The organism is Flavobacterium sp. (genome assembly GCF_017744675.1).
GTDB lineage: Bacteria > Bacteroidota > Bacteroidia > Flavobacteriales > Flavobacteriaceae > Flavobacterium.
In genome coordinates this window covers 343,122-360,931 of record NZ_JAGIAV010000005.1, presented here as the reverse complement: position 1 = coordinate 360,931, position 17,810 = coordinate 343,122, and the positions used below count along the sequence as shown (strand labels likewise).

The window sequence follows — 17,810 nt, the reverse complement described above, 5'->3', positions numbered from 1 at the left end:
ATAATTTTGAAAATGTGTCGATTAGATATTTTTTCTAATAAAAATAGACATCTTAGTAGCAATGAACGAAACTCAAATGGTTTTTTAATATTTCAAAATTTTAATCTTACCTTGTAGTATAATTTTAAAAATCAGCAAAATATGAGAACGAAATTAAAACTGACTATTTACTTAATTGCAGGGTTAATATTTGGATTTTCTGCAAATGCACAAAAAACGATAATAAAAAAAGAGGCTCTGCCTGCAAATGCACAAACTTTTTTAAAGACGCATTTCGGATCGAAAAAACCGAGCTACATATTAGAAGACAAAGAGATTCTTTCAACAGAATACAAAGTGAAATTTGACAACGAGATTGAAATTGAATTTGACAAGAAAGGGAACTGGAAAGAAGTTGATGGAAAAAGCAAAAACATTCCAAAATCTATCGTCCCTAAAAAAATAGCTTCGTACATTAAATCCAATTTCCCAAAAGAAAAAGTAACTAAAATAGAAATTGAAAGCTCTGGTTACGAAACAAAACTTACTAACGGCTTAAAATTGAAATTTAACTTGAAAGAAGATTTCGTTAAAATCGACAAATGAAAAAAAATGTGCCAATTTGATAATTAGTCAATTAGTAAATGTGACAATTAGAAAATTCTCAAAAGCTTTAAAACAAAACCCGACAGGTTTTTAAAACCTGTCGGGTTTGCAAAAATTATCTAATTGACTAATTTTCTAATTATCTCATTAAAAATTAATCCTTTCTCCATTTTTTAGTTTCTTCAAAAATATGTTCTAAGATTGAAGCTTCAACTTCATCAAATTCGATATTTCTGCGTCCCATAACTAATTTTGCAGTTTCAAAAGCCTTTTTAGTTACATAAGTTGTGAATCCTGCCGCGCCGCCCCAAGAAAAACTTGGAACAAAATTACGAGGAAAGCCAGATCCGAAAATATTAGCGCTTACACCAACGACTGTTCCTGTGTTAAACATCGTATTGATTCCGCATTTACTGTGATCCCCCATCATTAAACCGCAAAACTGAAGTCCAGTTTTAGCAAAACCTTCTGTTTCGTAGCTCCATAATTTCACTTCTTCGTAATTGTTTTTTAGGTTTGAGTTGTTCGAATCTGCACCGATATTGCACCATTCTCCCAAAACAGAATCTCCTAAGAACCCTTCGTGACCTTTATTTGAATTGGCAAAAAGAACAGAGTTTTTCACCTCTCCACCTATTCTAGATCCAGGCCCAACAGTCGTTGCGCCATAAACTTTAGCCGACATTTTTACCATTGCATTTTCGCATAAAGCAAACGGCCCGCGAATTGCAGTTCCTTCCATAATTTCGGTATTCTTACCTATATATATAGGACCTGTTGACGCATTTAGAGTTACAAACTCTAATTTGGCTCCTTCTTCGATAAAAATATTCTCTGGAGCAATTACATTTACACTTTTAGGAATTGGCTGCGATGTGCGATCTTCGGTAAGAAATTTAAAATCCTGACGAATTGCCGCATCGTTTTTCGAGAAAATATCCCAAGTATGTTCAATAGTGATACAATCTTCGTTGTATTGAATAATTTCGTAAGAATCAAAATCGACTTCTTCTTGATTTTCGCTTGTAAAAAATGCAATTACATCTTCACCTTTAAAGATTGCTTGATTTTCTGTTAGATTAGAAACCATCTCTGCAAGAGTATCATTTGGCAAATACGCTGCATTGATCATTACGTTTTCTTCCATTTCGACCATTGGGAATTTCTCCGATAAATATTCCTCAGTAATGGTAGTGATAGTCGAACCAAGATATTTTTCCCATTTTTGGCGAATGGTCATGATTCCGACTAAGATATCAGCTACAGGTCTAGTAAAAGTAAAGGGTAATAAAGCATTCCGAACGGGACCGTCGAAAAGAATGTAGTTCATAAATAATTGAGTGTTTGTTAAAATTTGATTTGGTTACCTGGCATCAAAGTTACAAATATTTATGTTTTACATTAAGCAAGTTTATATGTAAATCGCCACGAACTCACGAATTGATACAAATTACATCAGACTGCTGATTTCACAAATACTTTAAACATAAGCTTTACAAAAGAATAATTCGTGAATTTATGGCTAATAAAAACCATAAAAAAAGCCTTCCAGAATATGGAAGGCTTTTGTATAATTTAAAACAGCTATTATTTTTTAGCGTGTTTAGCGTATTTAGTTTTGAATTTATCAATACGTCCTGCAGTATCGATAAGTTTAGATTTACCAGTATAAAAAGGGTGAGATGTTCTAGAAATCTCCATTTTTACAACTGGATACTCAACTCCGTCAACTTCAATTGTTTCTTTTGTATCTGCAGTAGATTTAGTGATAAAAACGTCATCATTAGACATGTCTTTAAATGCAACTAATCTGTAATTTTCTGGGTGAATTCCTTTTTTCATCTTTTCTTTTATTTATTGTTTTAGAGCATTTTCATTTTGAAGCTTTTTCATGGTTAGAAAAAGGTATAAACAACACTACTCTTTTTTTTGTTTAAAAATTTAATTATTTTTGAGTGTGCAAATTTACAATTCTTTTTTAATAAACAAACAGTTAGCCTACTTTTTTTTAGTTTATTTCGAAAAGCTTTTTTTATATTCGATTATAGTGGGAATTACTATATTTGTGGATTAATTTTTAAACATATCAAATATGATTAATGAAGTTATAAAAAAGAATGGTGTTACGTATGGTGTAATGATTGGAGTTGCATCAGCTTTGGTTACCGCAACAATCTATGCTATTGATTTAAACCTATTTACAGCTTGGTGGATGGGAATACTAGGAATCGTGATTAGCCTTACCATCAGTATTATTTTACTTTCTAAAACCAAGAAAGAGTTAAACGGCATTTTTTCTTTCAAGGATGCTTTTACTACTTATTTTATAGCTGCAGTAATTGGTATTTTAATATCTACAACTTTCAACATTGTATTGTTTAATGTAGTTGATCCAGGAGCGAAAGACACTTTGAGCGAAATTATGATTAAATACACTGTTGGCATGATGCAGAAATTTGGCACACCAGCATCGGCAATTAATGAAGCTGTTGCAAAAATGAAAGAAAACAATCCTTATTCGACTTTCGAATTATTAAAAGGATCGATTTTTGCTATGGTGATCAGCGCAATTTTTGGATTAATTTTCGCAGCATTTTTTAAAAGCAAATCTACACAAGAATAAAAATATAAATGAATTTATCTATACTTATACCGCTTCTAAACGAGGAGGAATCACTTCAAGAACTCTACACATGGATCATTAAAGTGATGCAGTCTAACAATTACTCTTATGAAATCATTTTTGTAGATGATGGTAGTACAGATAATTCTTGGCAGATTATTGAAGGCTTTTCGAACGAAAACCCAAATGTAAAAGGGATTCGTTTCATGAAAAACTTCGGAAAATCTCAAGCTTTACATGCTGGTTTTGTAAAAGCAAAAGGTGATGTCATCATTACTATGGATGCCGATTTGCAAGATAGTCCAGACGAAATTCCTGAATTGTACGAAATGATTACAGCTCAGAAATACGATTTGGTTTCTGGATGGAAAAAGAAACGTTACGACTCTGTTGTGGCAAAAAATCTTCCTTCAAAATTATTTAACTGGGCGGCTAGAAAAACTTCTGGCGTTGAGTTAAACGATTTTAACTGCGGACTGAAAGCTTATAAAAATGTTGTGGTAAAAAACATCGAAGTTTCTGGCGAAATGCACCGCTACATTCCAGTTTTGGCTAAAAATGCTGGATTCGGAAAAATTGGCGAAAAAGTGGTAATTCACCAAGCTAGAAAATATGGCGAGACTAAATTCGGAATGGAACGTTTTATAAATGGTTTTCTGGATTTAATTACGATTTGGTTCTTATCAAGATTCGGAAAAAGACCGATGCACCTATTTGGCGCTATGGGTTCTTTAATGTTTATCATCGGATTTTTATCTGCAGGATATATTGGAGTTTCTAAACTATACCATATGTATACTGGAATGAAATACAGTCTGGTTACCAACAATCCGTGGTTTTACATTGCTTTGACGACTATGATCCTAGGCACTCAATTATTTTTAGCAGGTTTCTTAGGCGAAATTATTCTAAGAACCAAAAACAATGAAGCACGTTACAAAGTAGCGCGCGAGGTTAATTTCTAAAACACATTAATCGTCTTTAAAATCTTTTTAATTAAGGCACAAAATTATTGCATACAGCACCTTTAGCCCTTGATAAAAAACTATTTTTAAACAAACATAAAATAAAATCTAATGAATATAGCACCAAATATATTAGACGCTGTAAACGAATGGTTAACACCTACATTTGATCAGGAAACGCAAGCTGCCGTTAAGGAATTAATGACAACTTCTCCGAAAGAGCTTGAAGAGAGTTTTTACAAAAACTTGGAATTCGGAACTGGAGGAATGCGTGGCGTTATGGGTATTGGAAACAACAGAATCAACAAATATACGCTTGGAAAAAACACTCAGGGATTATCTGATTACCTGCACCAAGTTTTTCCAAACGAACCTTTAAAAGTAGCAATTGCTTACGACTGCCGTCATAACAGCAACACATTGGCAAAAGTGGTAGCAGATGTTTTCTCTGCAAACGGAATTCAGGTTTATTTGTTTTCTGATTTAAGACCAACTCCAGAATTGTCTTTTGCACTTAAATATTTGAAATGCCAATGCGGAATTGTTTTAACAGCTTCTCACAACCCACCAGAATATAACGGATACAAAGTATACTGGCAAGATGGCGGACAAATTGTTCCTCCGCAAGACAAGGAAATTGTTAATGTAATTGAAAACTTAACGTATGATAAAATTAAGTTTAATGCTAACGAAAGCCTAATTCAATATATTGATACAGAAATTGACAAAGCTTTTATAAATTCATCAATCGAAAACGCAAGTTTTAATACTCCAGCTGAAGCAAAAGACAATCTTCATATTGTTTTTACTTCATTGCACGGAACTTCTATAAAATCTATTCCAGACGTTTTATCGCAAGCTGGATATAAAAATGTTCATATCGTTCCTGAACAAGCAATTCCAGACGGAGATTTCCCAACAGTAAAATCTCCAAACCCAGAAGAGCCAGAAGCATTAACAATGGCTTTGGCTTTAGCAGACAAAACAAACTCTGACATTGTAGTAGGTACAGATCCTGATTGCGACCGTTTAGGAGTTGCTGTTCGTAACAACGATGGCAAAATGATTTTATTGAACGGAAACCAAACGATGGTTTTAATGACTTCTTTCTTGTTGAAACAATGGAAAAAAGCAGGCAAACTAAACGGAAAGCAATTCGTTGGTTCCACAATCGTTTCTACTCCAATGATGATGGAATTGGCTACGAGCTATGGTGTTGAGTGTAAAGTTGGATTAACCGGTTTTAAATGGATTGCCAAAATGATCAAAGACTTTCCTGAACTGGAATTTATCGGTGGTGGTGAAGAAAGTTTTGGTTTTATGGTTGGAGATGCCGTGAGAGACAAAGATGCCGTTGCTGCGACTTTATTAATTTGCGAAGTTGCCGCTCAAGCTAAAGCTGCGGGAAGCTCTGTTTACAAAGAACTTTTACAGCTTTATGTTGAAAATGGTTTTTATAAAGAATTCTTGGTTTCATTAACTAAAAAAGGAATGGAAGGCTTACAGGAAATCAACCAAATGATGATTGATTTACGTAAAAATCCTTTAAAAGAAATCAACGGACAAAGAGTTATTATGGTTGAGGATTACCAATCGTCTATTGCTTTAAATTTACTTGATGGCTCAGAATCAACAATGGATATTCCAAAATCGAATGTATTGATTTATTACACAGAAGACGGATCTAAAATTTGCGCTAGACCAAGCGGAACCGAACCTAAAATTAAATTCTACATCAGTGTAAATGCTGAAATCGAATCGGTTTCTGATTTTGATGAAGCAGAGAAATTCTTAGACAATAAGATAAAAAATATCATTGCAGACATGAAGTTGAACTAAATTGTCTTCAACATAATTGTTCTTAACAATTGAAAATATAAAAACCGGATTTAATCTATAAAAGATATAAATCCGGTTTTTTAATTGGAAAAAATTCTAAAAACAGCCTAAAACTATTTTTCATTATTCAACAACTTGTATTCGTTTATTATTTTTTGCCGTTTCCATTCCCCATTCAGCAATAGATTTCAGTAAAGGTATAAGCGTTTTACCAAATTCCGTTAATTCATATTCCACTCTTAATGGTGGTTTGCTGGTATAAACTGTTCGAGTAACCAAACCATCTTCTTCCATTTCCTTCAATTGCAGGCTCAATGTGCGCTCTGTAATAACCTTGCATTCTTTTCTTAATTCGCTATATCGCTTTTTTTCAATTAAATGAATTAAAATAACTGCCTTCCATTTTCCGCCAATATATTTCATAGTCAGGCTGGTACTGCAAGGATATTCTTTATCGTCTATACTATACATCTGTTACTATCATTTTTAACCGTTATTGCAAAGGTAATTCACTATACTTAGTTTTGCAACAATAAAAAGTATAGTTTAATTTAAATTTATAAATATGAGTTTTTTAGATCTTGCAAAAGTTAGATATTCAACAAAAAAGTACGACAATACTAAACAAGTTTCAAATGAACAAATTCAAGAATTAAAAGAAATTCTTCGTTTAAGTCCATCTTCTATTAACAGCCAGCCGTGGAAATTTACATTTATTACAGATCAGACTTTAAAAAAAGAATTAGCTTCAAAATCTTATGTAAACGAACAATCAATTAATGATGTCAAGCTTTTAGTTGTATTTAGTGTAATGGATAATATAGAACATTTTGAAAATCGAAATCTTCCTGTGCTTCCAGAAGCGTGGGTAAAAGGTTTTTACGAACCATTAATAAAATCGAACGGAAATGAAGCCGTAAAATCATGGTTAGAAAATCAGGTTTATCTTTCGCTGGGTTTCTTTTTAAGCGCTTGTATGAATATGGGATTAGACGCTACACCAATGGAAGGAATCGAACGCTTGGCTTATAAACAAATTTTGAACCAAGACGGATATTCGCCTTTATTTGCTGTAACAGTGGGTTATGCCGATGTTGCAAATGATTGGGCACATCCTACGATTTTACCAAAATCTAGATTTGAATTGAAAGAAGTTGTAGAATCTATTTAAAACTTCAATTTTTCCATAAAACAATAATTTCAAAAATCGGATATACGAAAGTTATCCGATTTTTTTTGTTTCAAAATGTTGCCTGATCTTTAAGCCTGTTTACAAAGCTAATATTAGCTTAATAATGTCTTTTTCTTATTTTTACTTTTTAAAGAAAACTTTTTTTATAAAAAAAAGCAAAAAGAAATTGAAAACACCCCAATTGGATTAATTTTGTGCAGTAAAATTATGCTCAAGAATTCCCAAAAAGAGCTATCACACTAAAAGAAAACAATATCAAAACAAATAAATGAGTAATTTTAAAAAAATAGTTCCTTTTATATACCCGTATAAAAAATACGCATTCTTAAATATCTTTTTCAATATTTTGTATGCTCTTTTCAGCACACTTTCGTTCATGGCATTAATCCCTATGATTCAGGTTCTTTTTGACAAGACGAAAAAAAATAACATTGAACCTACTTACGAAGGAATTGGCCATATAAAAGAATACTTAGAAAACTATCTAAGCTATTATATAACCACAAATACCGATAGCCATAATCCAGGTTATGTGCTTTCTATAATGGTTGCAATCATTATTTCGATCTTTTTATTAAAAAACTTAGCCGATTATTTGGCAATGTTTTTTATCACTTTTTTACGAAATGGCGTTTTAAGAGACATGCGAAATGCAATGTATAAAAAAACACTAGAACTGCCTTTAGCATTTTATTCTGAAAAAAGAAAAGGAGATGTAATTTCGAGAATTTCAGCCGACGTTAATGAGGTGCAAACTTCTTTTTTAGCAATTTTAGAGCTTATTGTAAAAGAACCTTTAACCATTCTTTTCACCATAATTGCTATGCTGGTAATCAGCGCTAAACTGACTTTATTTGTATTTATTTTCATTCCTATTTCAGGATACATCATTTCACTAATTGGAAAACAACTAAAAAAACAATCAAGCAAAGCACAGGAAGAGCAAGGTACTTTTCTATCTACTATTGAAGAAACAATTGGAGGATTGAAAGTCGTAAAAGGATATAATGCTGAAAATTACTTTAATAAACTTTTCCAAAATTCTACAGATCGTTTCTTTGGTTTATCGAACACGATAGGCAACCGTCAGAACTTAGCTTCTCCTGCCAGCGAATTTATGGGAATTACTGTAATTGCAGTTTTGCTTTGGTACGGTGGACAAATGGTTTTAATTGACAAAACTTTAGAAGGCGCTTCATTTATTGCTTATATGGGATTGGCTTATAATATCCTGACTCCTGCAAAAGCAATTTCTAAAGCTTCATACGGAGTAAAAAGAGGAAATGCAGCCGCTGAACGTGTTCTTGAAATTTTAGATCAAGAAAATCCGATTACAAGTAAGGTCGATGCTGTCGAAAAAACAACTTTTGATGACGCTATTAGCGTTCAAAACATAAACTTTAAATATGAAGAAGAAACAGTCTTAAAAGACTTTTCTCTAGAAATTAAAAAAGGACAAACTGTTGCTTTGGTAGGACAGTCTGGAAGCGGAAAAAGTACCATTGCGAATTTACTAACTCGTTTTTACGATGTCAATGATGGTTCTATTTCTATTGACGGAGTTAATATTAAAGACATGAATCTTCAGTCACTTCGCAGTTTAATGGGATTGGTAACACAAGACAGCATTTTGTTTAACGACACTATTAAAGCGAATATTGCATTAGGCAAATTTGACGCGACAGATGATGAAATTATCGAAGCTTTAAAAATCGCCAATGCTTACGAATTTGTAAAAGACCTTCCAAAAGGCATTTATACTAATATCGGAGATAGCGGAAACAAGCTTTCTGGCGGACAGAAACAACGTTTATCTATTGCTCGTGCGGTATTGAAAAACCCGCCGATTATGATTTTAGACGAAGCAACATCGGCATTGGATACTGAAAGCGAAAAATTTGTTCAGGTAGCGCTTGAAAACATGATGCAAAACCGAACTTCAATTGTAATTGCACACCGTCTTTCAACAATTCAAAAAGCAGATGTGATTGTAGTTATGCAAAAAGGAAAAATTGTGGAGCAAGGAACGCATGATGAATTAATTGCAAAAAACGGAACTTACAATAAATTGGTAACCATGCAGTCTTTCGAATCCTAAGACTTTCACATCATCAAATAATCTAACACAGATTAAGGAAATATTAAAACTTTGTTTAATTTCTTTAATCTGTGTTTATTTTTATAACTTTAGGTTGGTTAAAGAATAAATCATTTAATCTCACAAAAATGTATCTTAAAAACCCCAACATAAAACTTCCTGACGATCCCGATACTATTGTTTGGAAATATCTGGACTTATCTAAATTTCTTGATTTACTGCTTTCGAAAAAACTATTCATGTCACGGTCGGATAAATTTGAAGACCAATACGAAGGCACTTTTAGCGAACCCACTTACGAGGAAATTAAAAAACTAGCGGTAGACAATCCCGAATTTTTAAATTACTACAAAACACATCGCGAGAAAGTAGCGATTAGCAGCTGGCATATTAATGAATATGAATCTTTTGCCATGTGGCAGATTTTTACCAAAAACAATGAAGGTTTGGCTATTCAGTCTACCATTGGAAGGTTGCAAAAAGCGGTAAAACCTGAAAACAATTTTGATCAGTATATTGGCGAAGTAAACTACATTGACTACAAAAAAGAATACATTCCGTTTGAAGATTTATTCTTCCCTTTTTTGTTTAAAAGAAAAAGTTTTCAATACGAAAGAGAAGTCCGTATACTGAGCGACACTTCAAAAAGCGACATCAAATTAAATGACGGATTAAAAATCAATGTAGACATCAATCAGCTGATTGAAAAAATATACATTCATCCAAAATCTGAAAACTGGTACAAAAAACTAGTCATAGAATTAGTAGAGCGTCTAGGCTTTGGTTTTGAAATCGAAAAATCAGATCTGGAAAGTGATATTCTTATCTAAGGTTCTAAGATGCTAAGATTCTAAGGTGCTGAGTTTTTCTTATTGTGACTTAAACAAAAACCGCGTAGAAATAAAATTCTACGCGGTTTTTTTATTTTTTTTAATCACATCAAGATCTTAGAATCTTAGCAACTTAGTATCTTAGAATCTCAGAACCTTTAAATAGGCTTATAAGACTTCACTTCCCATTTTTTAGAAGCCAAATCTATATAATTGTAATGCAGTACATCGTTTTTATCAAACTGGCCATTTTGGTTGGTGTCTTCGATTGTTCTAAAATACAGACGGTTTTTAGATTCAATTAAACTCCAATCTACCAATTCTTGCAAATCAGCCGAAACTTTGGTGAAGTTTTCTCCGCTAATATCGCTTAAGTATAATGTTTTGATATCACTGGTATCAATTTTTCCGTCTTTATTAGTATCTGAATCTGTTAGCGTGTAAACCATCACATTATTATGCGTTTTATCGGCAACCGTTTTCAAATAGGTAGCTGTTAAAATCAAAATTGGTTTATCAGATAAAGGTCGGATAGAATCTGAATCTACTTTTTGGAATTTTAAATTCTGCAGATACCCTGTAATTTCATATTCACCTAAATTAGAAATTGTAAAACTCACGTCATTTACGCTCGAAGTACCAAATCTTGCTTTAGATCCTCTTTCCAAAACCCTTAAATCTCCAACTGGATGAATCAAATAATTGGTTCCTTCCATTTGAATTGGCAAATCGGCAATTTCAATTTGAGTGGTATCTGTTTTGGTAATGCTTACTTTATTTGAAGCGCCGTAGCTTACTTTTGGTTTTTGAACTTCTTCTCGGCAACTGATTACTGTTCCGATAAGTATTAGGGCGATATATTTAAAATACTTTTTCATCTACAATGATTATATACGATTATCAAATATACTATTTTTGATTGTATTTTTTGTTTTTATTGAATTTTATAACCAAACGCAAAGCAGACTAAAGCCTTGCATTTAACTTAACGTTAAAAACCCTTGAAGTCATATAATTTGGAATCGCATATTGATTTTTTGAATACACATCACGAACCCAAGTATTTGTAATGGCGTTTTGATTATTAAAGAGATTGAAAATTTCTAGTCCCAGAGACAGTTCTTTAAAGTTTTTAAGCCAGCCTGTTTTTGTGTTTTGTGTACTGCTATCAACAAAAACTTTTGCAAAACCAATATCGGCTCTTCTATAATCTTTTAGCCTGTTTTGATACAAATACGGATCTGAATAGGCTGGCGCACCGCCTGGCAAACCAGTATTATAAACCAAATTTAAATATACTTTCACGCTTGGAATATTCGGCATATAATCCTGAAACAGCATCGCAAATTTTAAACGCTGATCTGTCGGACGAGCAATATAGCCTTTGTTCTCGTAATTTTCTTCAGTTTTCATGTAGCCAAAACTTACCCAAGATTCGGTTCCAGGAACAAATTCGCCATTTAATCTAAAATCTAAACCTTGAGCGTACGCTTTTGCATTATTATTGGCCACATAACGAATTCGGACATTATCTATCGAATACACATTTACATCTGAAAGCGATTTATAATACAGCTCCGTTACCCATTTAAAAGGACGATTCCACATTTTAAAATTATAATCGTTACCCAAAACCACATGAATTGCTTCCTGAGCTTTTACATTCGGATTTACAACTCCTTCTAAATCTCTCAATTCACGATAAAACGGCGGCTGATGATACAATCCTCCAGAAATTCTAAAAACCATATCGCGATCCCAATCTGGTTTTATGGCAAATTGCACTCGCGGACTCACCACAAATTGCGTTTTTCCTTCTTCTGCCGCTCCCGCAACATTCCATCCTTGAAAACGCGCTCCTAAATGATACCAGATTTGGCTTGAACCAATTTCCGATTGTTTGTTCCATTGCGCATAACCAGAAAATCTATTTATGGTATTAAAATTGGTTGCACGGATATTTTGGTACGGCAAAAGCAGACCTGTATAAGGCGAATATGGCTGGTTGTTTTTAGGCAGAATTACCAAAGGCGGATTGATAGAAAACCCAGCAGAATCGATTACCTCCCACTCCACTACTCGATCTCGTATAGATTCTCTGGTATATTTTACACCAAATTCCAACTGGCTTTCTTTCCAGTTTTTAATTCCTTTCAATTCAATGTTTGCAATTAAAGCATCCAAATCATTTCTTGCATGATTCAGTTGAGAACCAATTCCGCGAGTAAAATCGACTGAAGAGACATCTTCGGAATCTTCAGCATTTACATTTCCTAATCGATATTGAGCTAAAATATCAAAATGCTCTTTTTCTGTGGTATGAAATAAAGAACCAATTAATTTTAGAGTAAGTGTAGGCGAAGCCTTGTAGGTGGTTTTTAAAGCTCCGAAATAAGTGTCATATTGGTCTTTTTCTTGTCCGTCATAATAAACCGAAAGTGCCATCGGCTGATCTGCTGTTCCAAAATTGGTTTGGCGCACCAAAGGCTCATACGAATATTTATTCTCAGAAATATTTCCTAAAAAACTCATCTGCCATTTTTCAGAAATATCATAATTAATATTCGTTTGAATATCGGCAAAAGTCGGTTTGTAATTGGTTTCTGTGTCTTGGCTATTTACTAAAAGACTATTGTTTCGATAACGGACTCCTGTAACGGCAGACCATTTTTTGTTTTTAGAAACCAGATCGACTGCAGCGCTTCCGCCTAGAAAACTGGCTTCAAAAGCAGCTCCAAATTCTTTAGGCTTGCGATAGGTGATATCTAAAACAGAAGACAATTTATCTCCAAACTTGGCTTGAAATCCTCCTGCAGAAAATTCAACGTTTTGAACCAAATCTGTATTTGTAAAACTCAAACCTTCCTGCTGTCCTGAACGAATTAAAAACGGACGATACACTTCTACTTCATTTACATAAACAAGGTTTTCGTCATAATTTCCGCCTCGCACCATATATTGTGTGCTTAATTCGTTATTTGAATTTACGCCAGGAAGTGTCTTTAGAATGTTTTCGATTCCAGCATTTGCACCCGGAATTTTCTTTATCGTCTCGGTATCAACAGATGTAATTCCCTGAACTCGTTTTCTATTTCCAGAAGAAACAAAGACTTCGCCCATTTGTTCCTCAGAATTACTCATAATCGGATTAAAAACAAAAACTTCATTTGTTTTCAAACTAACCGTCAAACTCATCATTTTTAAAGAAACGTGAGTAAAGATCAAAGAAACTTTTTTGTTGGATGGAATTACAATTTCGTAAAAACCATTAGAGTCAGACTGTGCAAAAGTTCCCTGCGAAGAAACATTCACACCCGAAACTGGATTTTTTTCTGCATCCAAAATCAGCCCTTTAATACGGGCATTTTGCGCCAATGCAATACAGCTAATAAATAAAAAAAGAAAAGCGAATGTAAACCTATTTTGACTCAAAGATTTTGGGTTTTATTTTTGTTGACTTCTAAAAAAACGTGTTTCAAAGATAGTAGTATTTCCTACATTATCAACTACCTCAATTTTTAAAACGTTTTCTCCTTCTGCCAAATATTGGTCATCGAAAGTATGTGTAATTCTTCTGGCTTTATTTTCGTATTCAAACAAAACCCAGTTTCCGTTCAAATATCCGTTATACGATTTAATTCCCGACAAAGCATCACTTATCGTAAAATCAATTTTCTTTTGATCGCTAATCCATTTTCCTTCAACAGGCTTTGCAATTTTTATAACAGGCGCAACAGTATCCAGAACCAAACCGTATGCTCCTAATATTTTTGCTTTGGCCGTAAAAACATCTCCTTTTCTAATCGTTCCGTTATAGCTTGTTCCTTTACCAATATAAAGTTTGTCCCTTAAAGATTCGGGATAAGTATCATCTTTGATTGTAATAGTAAAATTAGAATGCACAGGAACGGTATCGTCATGAATAAAAACTTTATTGTTTCTAACATCAAAATCCATATTAAAATCATCATAGAAAGTTCCAGCTGGAAAGAAAACCGACATATTATCTTTCTCAAAATTGGCATCTCTATTATATTTGATAAAATACTTTCCGTTAACCGGTTCTGCTTCTACAACTGGCGTGATAGAATCAAACTCAATTGGAACTGTAATCGAATTCATGTTTCCAAAATAATCTGAGACTTCGATTTTATAATTTGAAGCCAAATTAGGTTCTGTTTTTATAATACCTCGCAGAGAATCTGTTTTGATGATACTTAAAGCAAAAGGTGTTTTCATAAAAAGCTTCTGCACGCGCTGTCCTGTTTTTTTATATCGAGAATAATCTATAAAAGCATTGATGTAACGCATTTCATCAAAAGAATAGGTATTAAACTGATAATTATAATTCTGATTTCCGTTTAAAAAAGTCGAAACATTAAATACCCCATTTTTGTTATGCGAAACATCATCAGTATCTACAGCATTGATTCCGAAACCAATTTTTCCGTTAGCTTTAATTTTTGAAGCCAAATAAGTCCCGTCTTTTTGAAGCGCCATACTAACCAACAAAGGCTGTTTTGACTGATTTACCGTTGCGTTCCCCAAAGGATAAACATACAAACTAGATAAAGTAGGTTTTTTGGTGTCTTTTAAATTTTGGTCAAAGCCAAAGAAAATTGGGTTGATCACAAATTCTGTTTTGGTATCTCTTATTTCAAAATGAAGATGCGGACCTTCAGAAGAACCAGTGTTTCCAGAAAGCCCAATAATGTCTCCTTTTGCAACCGGAAGTTCACCAGGTTTTGGAAACATTTCGATCTCATAAGCTTTTTCTTTATAATGTGTTTTTTTTACATAATCCAAAATTGCACCTATGGGCGTCTGTAAATGTCCGTAAACAGAAGTATAGCCATTTGGATGTGTAATATAAATGCATTTTCCGTTTCCGAAAGTCGAAATTTTAATTCTAGAAACATATCCATCAGCAACAGCATGCACACTTAACCCCTCTCTCTGATTGGTTTTCAAATCGAAACCAGCATGAAAATGGTTGGGTCTTAGTTCTCCAAAATTGCCGGAAAGCTGCATTGGAATATCGAGCGGTGGACGGAAATAGTCTTTAGGATATTGCGTTTGAGCAAATATAAAATTACAAATCAAAAGGGTAAGGACAGAAAATCTCATAAGCAACATTTTTGCTAAGATAAAAAATTAACAGGGTAAAACCGAGGATATTGGCCACAAAAACACAATAACTTGAATTTCATTTATTTGGGTATTTTTAATGTAAAAAAATCGATAAAAAATTGCATTAATAAAAAGGAATACTAACTTTGTATGATTAAGTAATGAATAGGATGTATAATGAGTGTAATTGCAGAAATAATTGATACTCTTGAATATAAAGTCGAAAAGCTTTTTGAGAAATCAAAAGGTTTGGAGCAAAACAATCAAGTATTACGATTAGAACTAGCCAAAGCTGCGCAAATTATCCAGAAACAATCTGAGGAAATAGAAGCTTTGAAGAAGCAAAATGAAACACTTAAGATAGCCAATTCGTTGCTCGGCAGCGACAATAACAAGAGAGAGACAAAGCTTAAAATAAATTCATTAATTCGCGAAATTGATTACTGTATAGCACAACTATCAGATTAACAGCATGGACGGAAAGCTTAGAATTAAAATATCAATTGCCGACCGCGTTTACCCACTTACGGTTGAACCCGCTCAGGAAGAAGGACTTAGAAGTGCTTCTAAAAAAATTGATGCCATGATTAAGCAGTTCGAAGAAAATTACGCAGTTCGTGACAAACAAGATGTTCTAGCTATGTGCGCATTACAATTTGCATCGCAAGTAGAACAAAAACAGATTGATAACGCAATCGATGGAGAAGAGACTATCGAAAGAATCAAAAGATTAAATACGCTTTTAGATCAATATCTCGAAAAATAAACGTTCTTTACAGAAACTAAGATACTGCCTACATTAGTTCACAATTGGTAAACTCAACACTAACAATTTAGAATGAGCAAATCGTCGCTACTATAGTATGCCCTCCATTTGGCTGGGAAACTTGAACAGTGAGTTAGCTCAAAACTTGTCTTTACGAGTTTATACAAGCAATTAATGTAGGCTTTTTTTTATATATAAACCCTAATAAACATGGACATCATAACGATCATTATTGGTATTGTAGGTATTGCAGCAGGATTTGCAATAGCTAAAATTATCGAGAAAAGTAATATTTCAAACCTAATTAAAAACGCTAAAAAAGAAGCTGCTTCGATCTTAAAAGACGCTAATTTAGAAGCAGAAAATATTAAAAAAGATAAAATCCTTCAAGCAAAAGAGCGTTTTATCGAACTTAAATCAGAGCACGAGCAAGTTATTCTAGCACGCGACAAAAAAGTAGCTGAAGTAGAAAAACGTGTGCGCGATAAAGAATCTCAAGTTTCTAACGAACTTTCTAAAGCTAAAAAAATAAACGAAGATTTTGAAGCTAAAACAGCTGAATATCATAATAAAATTGAGCTTTTAGACAAAAAACAAGCTGAAGTGGACAAGCTTCACAAAAGCCAGTTACAGCAATTAGAAGTAATCTCTGGACTTTCTGCTGAAGAAGCAAAAGAGCAATTGGTAGAAGGCTTAAAAGCAGAAGCTAAAACAAAGGCAATGTCTCACATTCAAGAAACTATTGAAGAGGCAAAATTGACAGCACAGCAAGAAGCTAAAAAAATCATCATCAACACGATTCAAAGAGTTGGAACAGAAGAAGCAGTAGAAAACTGCGTTTCTGTTTTCAATATCGAATCTGACGATGTAAAAGGACGTATTATTGGCCGTGAGGGACGTAACATTAGAGCACTTGAAGCTGCGACTGGAGTTGAAATCATTGTAGACGATACGCCAGAAGCAATCATTCTTTCTTGTTTCGATCCTGTTCGTAGAGAAATTGCTCGTTTGTCTTTACACAAATTAGTAACTGATGGACGTATTCACCCAGCGAGAATTGAAGAAGTTGTTGCTAAAACAGCCAAACAAATCGACGACGAAATTATTGAAGTTGGAAAACGTACTGTAATCGACTTAGGAATTCACGGTTTACACCCTGAATTAATTAAAGTTGTCGGTAGAATGAAATACCGTTCTTCTTACGGACAAAACTTATTACAGCACTCAAGAGAGGTTTCTAAACTTTGCGGTATTATGGCTGCAGAATTAGGACTAAACGTAAAACTGGCAAAAAGAGCAGGTTTATTACACGATATCGGAAAAGTGCCAGATACAGAAAGCGATTTGCCACACGCGCTTTTAGGTATGCAATGGGCTGAGAAATATGGTGAGAAAGAAGAAGTTTGCAACGCGATTGGAGCACACCACGACGAGATTGAAATGAAATCTTTATTATCACCGATTATCCAAGTTTGCGATGCCATTTCTGGAGCTAGACCTGGAGCTAGACGTCAGGTTTTAGATTCTTACATCCAGCGTTTGAAAGATCTTGAAGATGTAGCTTATGGATTTAGCGGAGTTAAAAATGCTTATGCAATTCAAGCTGGTAGAGAACTTCGTGTAATTGTAGAAAGCGAAAAAGTTTCTGATGATAATGCAGCAAACTTATCTTTCGAAATTTCTCAAAAAATTCAAACGGAGATGACTTATCCAGGACAGGTAAAAGTTACCGTTATTAGAGAGACAAGAGCTGTAAATATTGCTAAATAATCTATAGGATAT

At 33.7% G+C, this 17,810-nt stretch carries 16 protein-coding genes; 10 read left to right on the top strand and 6 right to left on the bottom strand.

What is annotated here, in order from left to right:
- The first annotated feature begins 141 nt into the window (after window positions 1-141).
- On the top strand, window positions 142-585 hold the full coding sequence (locus tag J7574_RS18645) for a PepSY-like domain-containing protein (protein WP_290972156.1): 444 nt from the start codon (window positions 142-144) through the stop codon (window positions 583-585).
- A gap of 154 nt (window positions 586-739) precedes the next feature.
- Here the strand turns inward: J7574_RS18645 and J7574_RS18640 are convergent, their stop codons facing one another.
- Together J7574_RS18640 and J7574_RS18635 are read right to left on the bottom strand one after the other, a co-directional pair.
- Window positions 740-1,915 (bottom strand): GlmU family protein, encoded by a 1,176-nt coding sequence (locus J7574_RS18640; protein WP_290972153.1) that lies wholly within the window; start codon window positions 1,913-1,915, stop codon window positions 740-742.
- Window positions 1,916-2,172: 257 nt separating this feature from the next.
- Window positions 2,173-2,427, bottom strand: a complete 255-nt coding sequence (locus J7574_RS18635) for a type B 50S ribosomal protein L31 (RefSeq protein WP_011921626.1) — start codon at window positions 2,425-2,427, stop codon at window positions 2,173-2,175.
- A 250-nt stretch (window positions 2,428-2,677) separates the two neighbouring features.
- Here J7574_RS18635 and J7574_RS18630 point away from each other — a divergent pair, with 250 nt between their 5' ends.
- From J7574_RS18630 to J7574_RS18620, 3 genes are all read left to right on the top strand, one after another.
- On the top strand, window positions 2,678-3,208 hold the full coding sequence (locus tag J7574_RS18630) for a DUF4199 domain-containing protein (protein WP_290972146.1): 531 nt from the start codon (window positions 2,678-2,680) through the stop codon (window positions 3,206-3,208).
- An 8-nt stretch (window positions 3,209-3,216) separates the two neighbouring features.
- Window positions 3,217-4,173 carry a glycosyltransferase family 2 protein gene (locus J7574_RS18625; protein WP_290972142.1) on the top strand — a complete coding sequence of 319 codons (957 nt, stop codon included), beginning with the start codon at window positions 3,217-3,219 and terminating at the stop codon, window positions 4,171-4,173.
- 111 nt (window positions 4,174-4,284) lie between these two features.
- Complete coding sequence (locus J7574_RS18620; RefSeq protein ID WP_290972139.1) at window positions 4,285-6,012, top strand: phospho-sugar mutase; 1,728 nt, start codon at window positions 4,285-4,287, stop codon at window positions 6,010-6,012.
- 123 nt (window positions 6,013-6,135) lie between these two features.
- Here J7574_RS18620 and J7574_RS18615 read toward each other — a convergent pair whose 3' ends face one another.
- The gene (locus J7574_RS18615) at window positions 6,136-6,483 is read right to left on the bottom strand and encodes a helix-turn-helix domain-containing protein (protein WP_290972135.1); all 348 of its coding nucleotides are present in this window, start codon (window positions 6,481-6,483) and stop codon (window positions 6,136-6,138) included.
- A gap of 94 nt (window positions 6,484-6,577) precedes the next feature.
- Here J7574_RS18615 and J7574_RS18610 point away from each other — a divergent pair, with 94 nt between their 5' ends.
- The 3 genes from J7574_RS18610 to J7574_RS18600 all read left to right on the top strand — a co-directional run bounded on the left by J7574_RS18610 (window position 6,578) and on the right by J7574_RS18600 (window position 10,132).
- The gene (locus tag J7574_RS18610) at window positions 6,578-7,183 is read left to right on the top strand and encodes a nitroreductase family protein (RefSeq protein ID WP_290972133.1); all 606 of its coding nucleotides are present in this window, start codon (window positions 6,578-6,580) and stop codon (window positions 7,181-7,183) included.
- Between the two features lie 289 nt (window positions 7,184-7,472).
- A complete protein-coding gene (locus J7574_RS18605) occupies window positions 7,473-9,302 on the top strand; it encodes an ABC transporter ATP-binding protein (RefSeq protein ID WP_290972131.1) in 1,830 nt (609 codons plus the stop codon).
- A 128-nt stretch (window positions 9,303-9,430) separates the two neighbouring features.
- Window positions 9,431-10,132, top strand: a complete 702-nt coding sequence (locus tag J7574_RS18600) for a hypothetical protein (protein WP_290972129.1) — start codon at window positions 9,431-9,433, stop codon at window positions 10,130-10,132.
- Between the two features lie 158 nt (window positions 10,133-10,290).
- Here the strand turns inward: J7574_RS18600 and J7574_RS18595 are convergent, their stop codons facing one another.
- From J7574_RS18595 to J7574_RS18585, 3 genes are all read right to left on the bottom strand, one after another.
- On the bottom strand, window positions 10,291-11,010 hold the full coding sequence (locus tag J7574_RS18595) for a hypothetical protein (RefSeq protein WP_290972127.1): 720 nt from the start codon (window positions 11,008-11,010) through the stop codon (window positions 10,291-10,293).
- Window positions 11,011-11,098: 88 nt separating this feature from the next.
- The gene (locus tag J7574_RS18590; protein ID WP_290972125.1) at window positions 11,099-13,564 is read right to left on the bottom strand and encodes a carboxypeptidase-like regulatory domain-containing protein; all 2,466 of its coding nucleotides are present in this window, start codon (window positions 13,562-13,564) and stop codon (window positions 11,099-11,101) included.
- Window positions 13,565-13,576: 12 nt separating this feature from the next.
- On the bottom strand, window positions 13,577-15,259 hold the full coding sequence (locus J7574_RS18585) for a M23 family metallopeptidase (RefSeq protein WP_290972123.1): 1,683 nt from the start codon (window positions 15,257-15,259) through the stop codon (window positions 13,577-13,579).
- Window positions 15,260-15,439: 180 nt separating this feature from the next.
- On the opposite strand from J7574_RS18585, the gene J7574_RS18580 reads away from it, so the two are divergent.
- From J7574_RS18580 to rny, 3 genes are all read left to right on the top strand, one after another.
- Window positions 15,440-15,730 carry a hypothetical protein gene (locus J7574_RS18580; RefSeq protein ID WP_290972120.1) on the top strand — a complete coding sequence of 97 codons (291 nt, stop codon included), beginning with the start codon at window positions 15,440-15,442 and terminating at the stop codon, window positions 15,728-15,730.
- A gap of 4 nt (window positions 15,731-15,734) precedes the next feature.
- A complete protein-coding gene (locus J7574_RS18575; protein ID WP_202006050.1) occupies window positions 15,735-16,028 on the top strand; it encodes a cell division protein ZapA in 294 nt (97 codons plus the stop codon).
- A gap of 210 nt (window positions 16,029-16,238) precedes the next feature.
- Window positions 16,239-17,798, top strand: coding sequence for a ribonuclease Y (gene rny / locus J7574_RS18570; RefSeq protein ID WP_290972117.1), 1,560 nt, complete (start codon window positions 16,239-16,241; stop codon window positions 17,796-17,798).
- Window positions 17,799-17,810 lie beyond the last annotated feature (12 nt).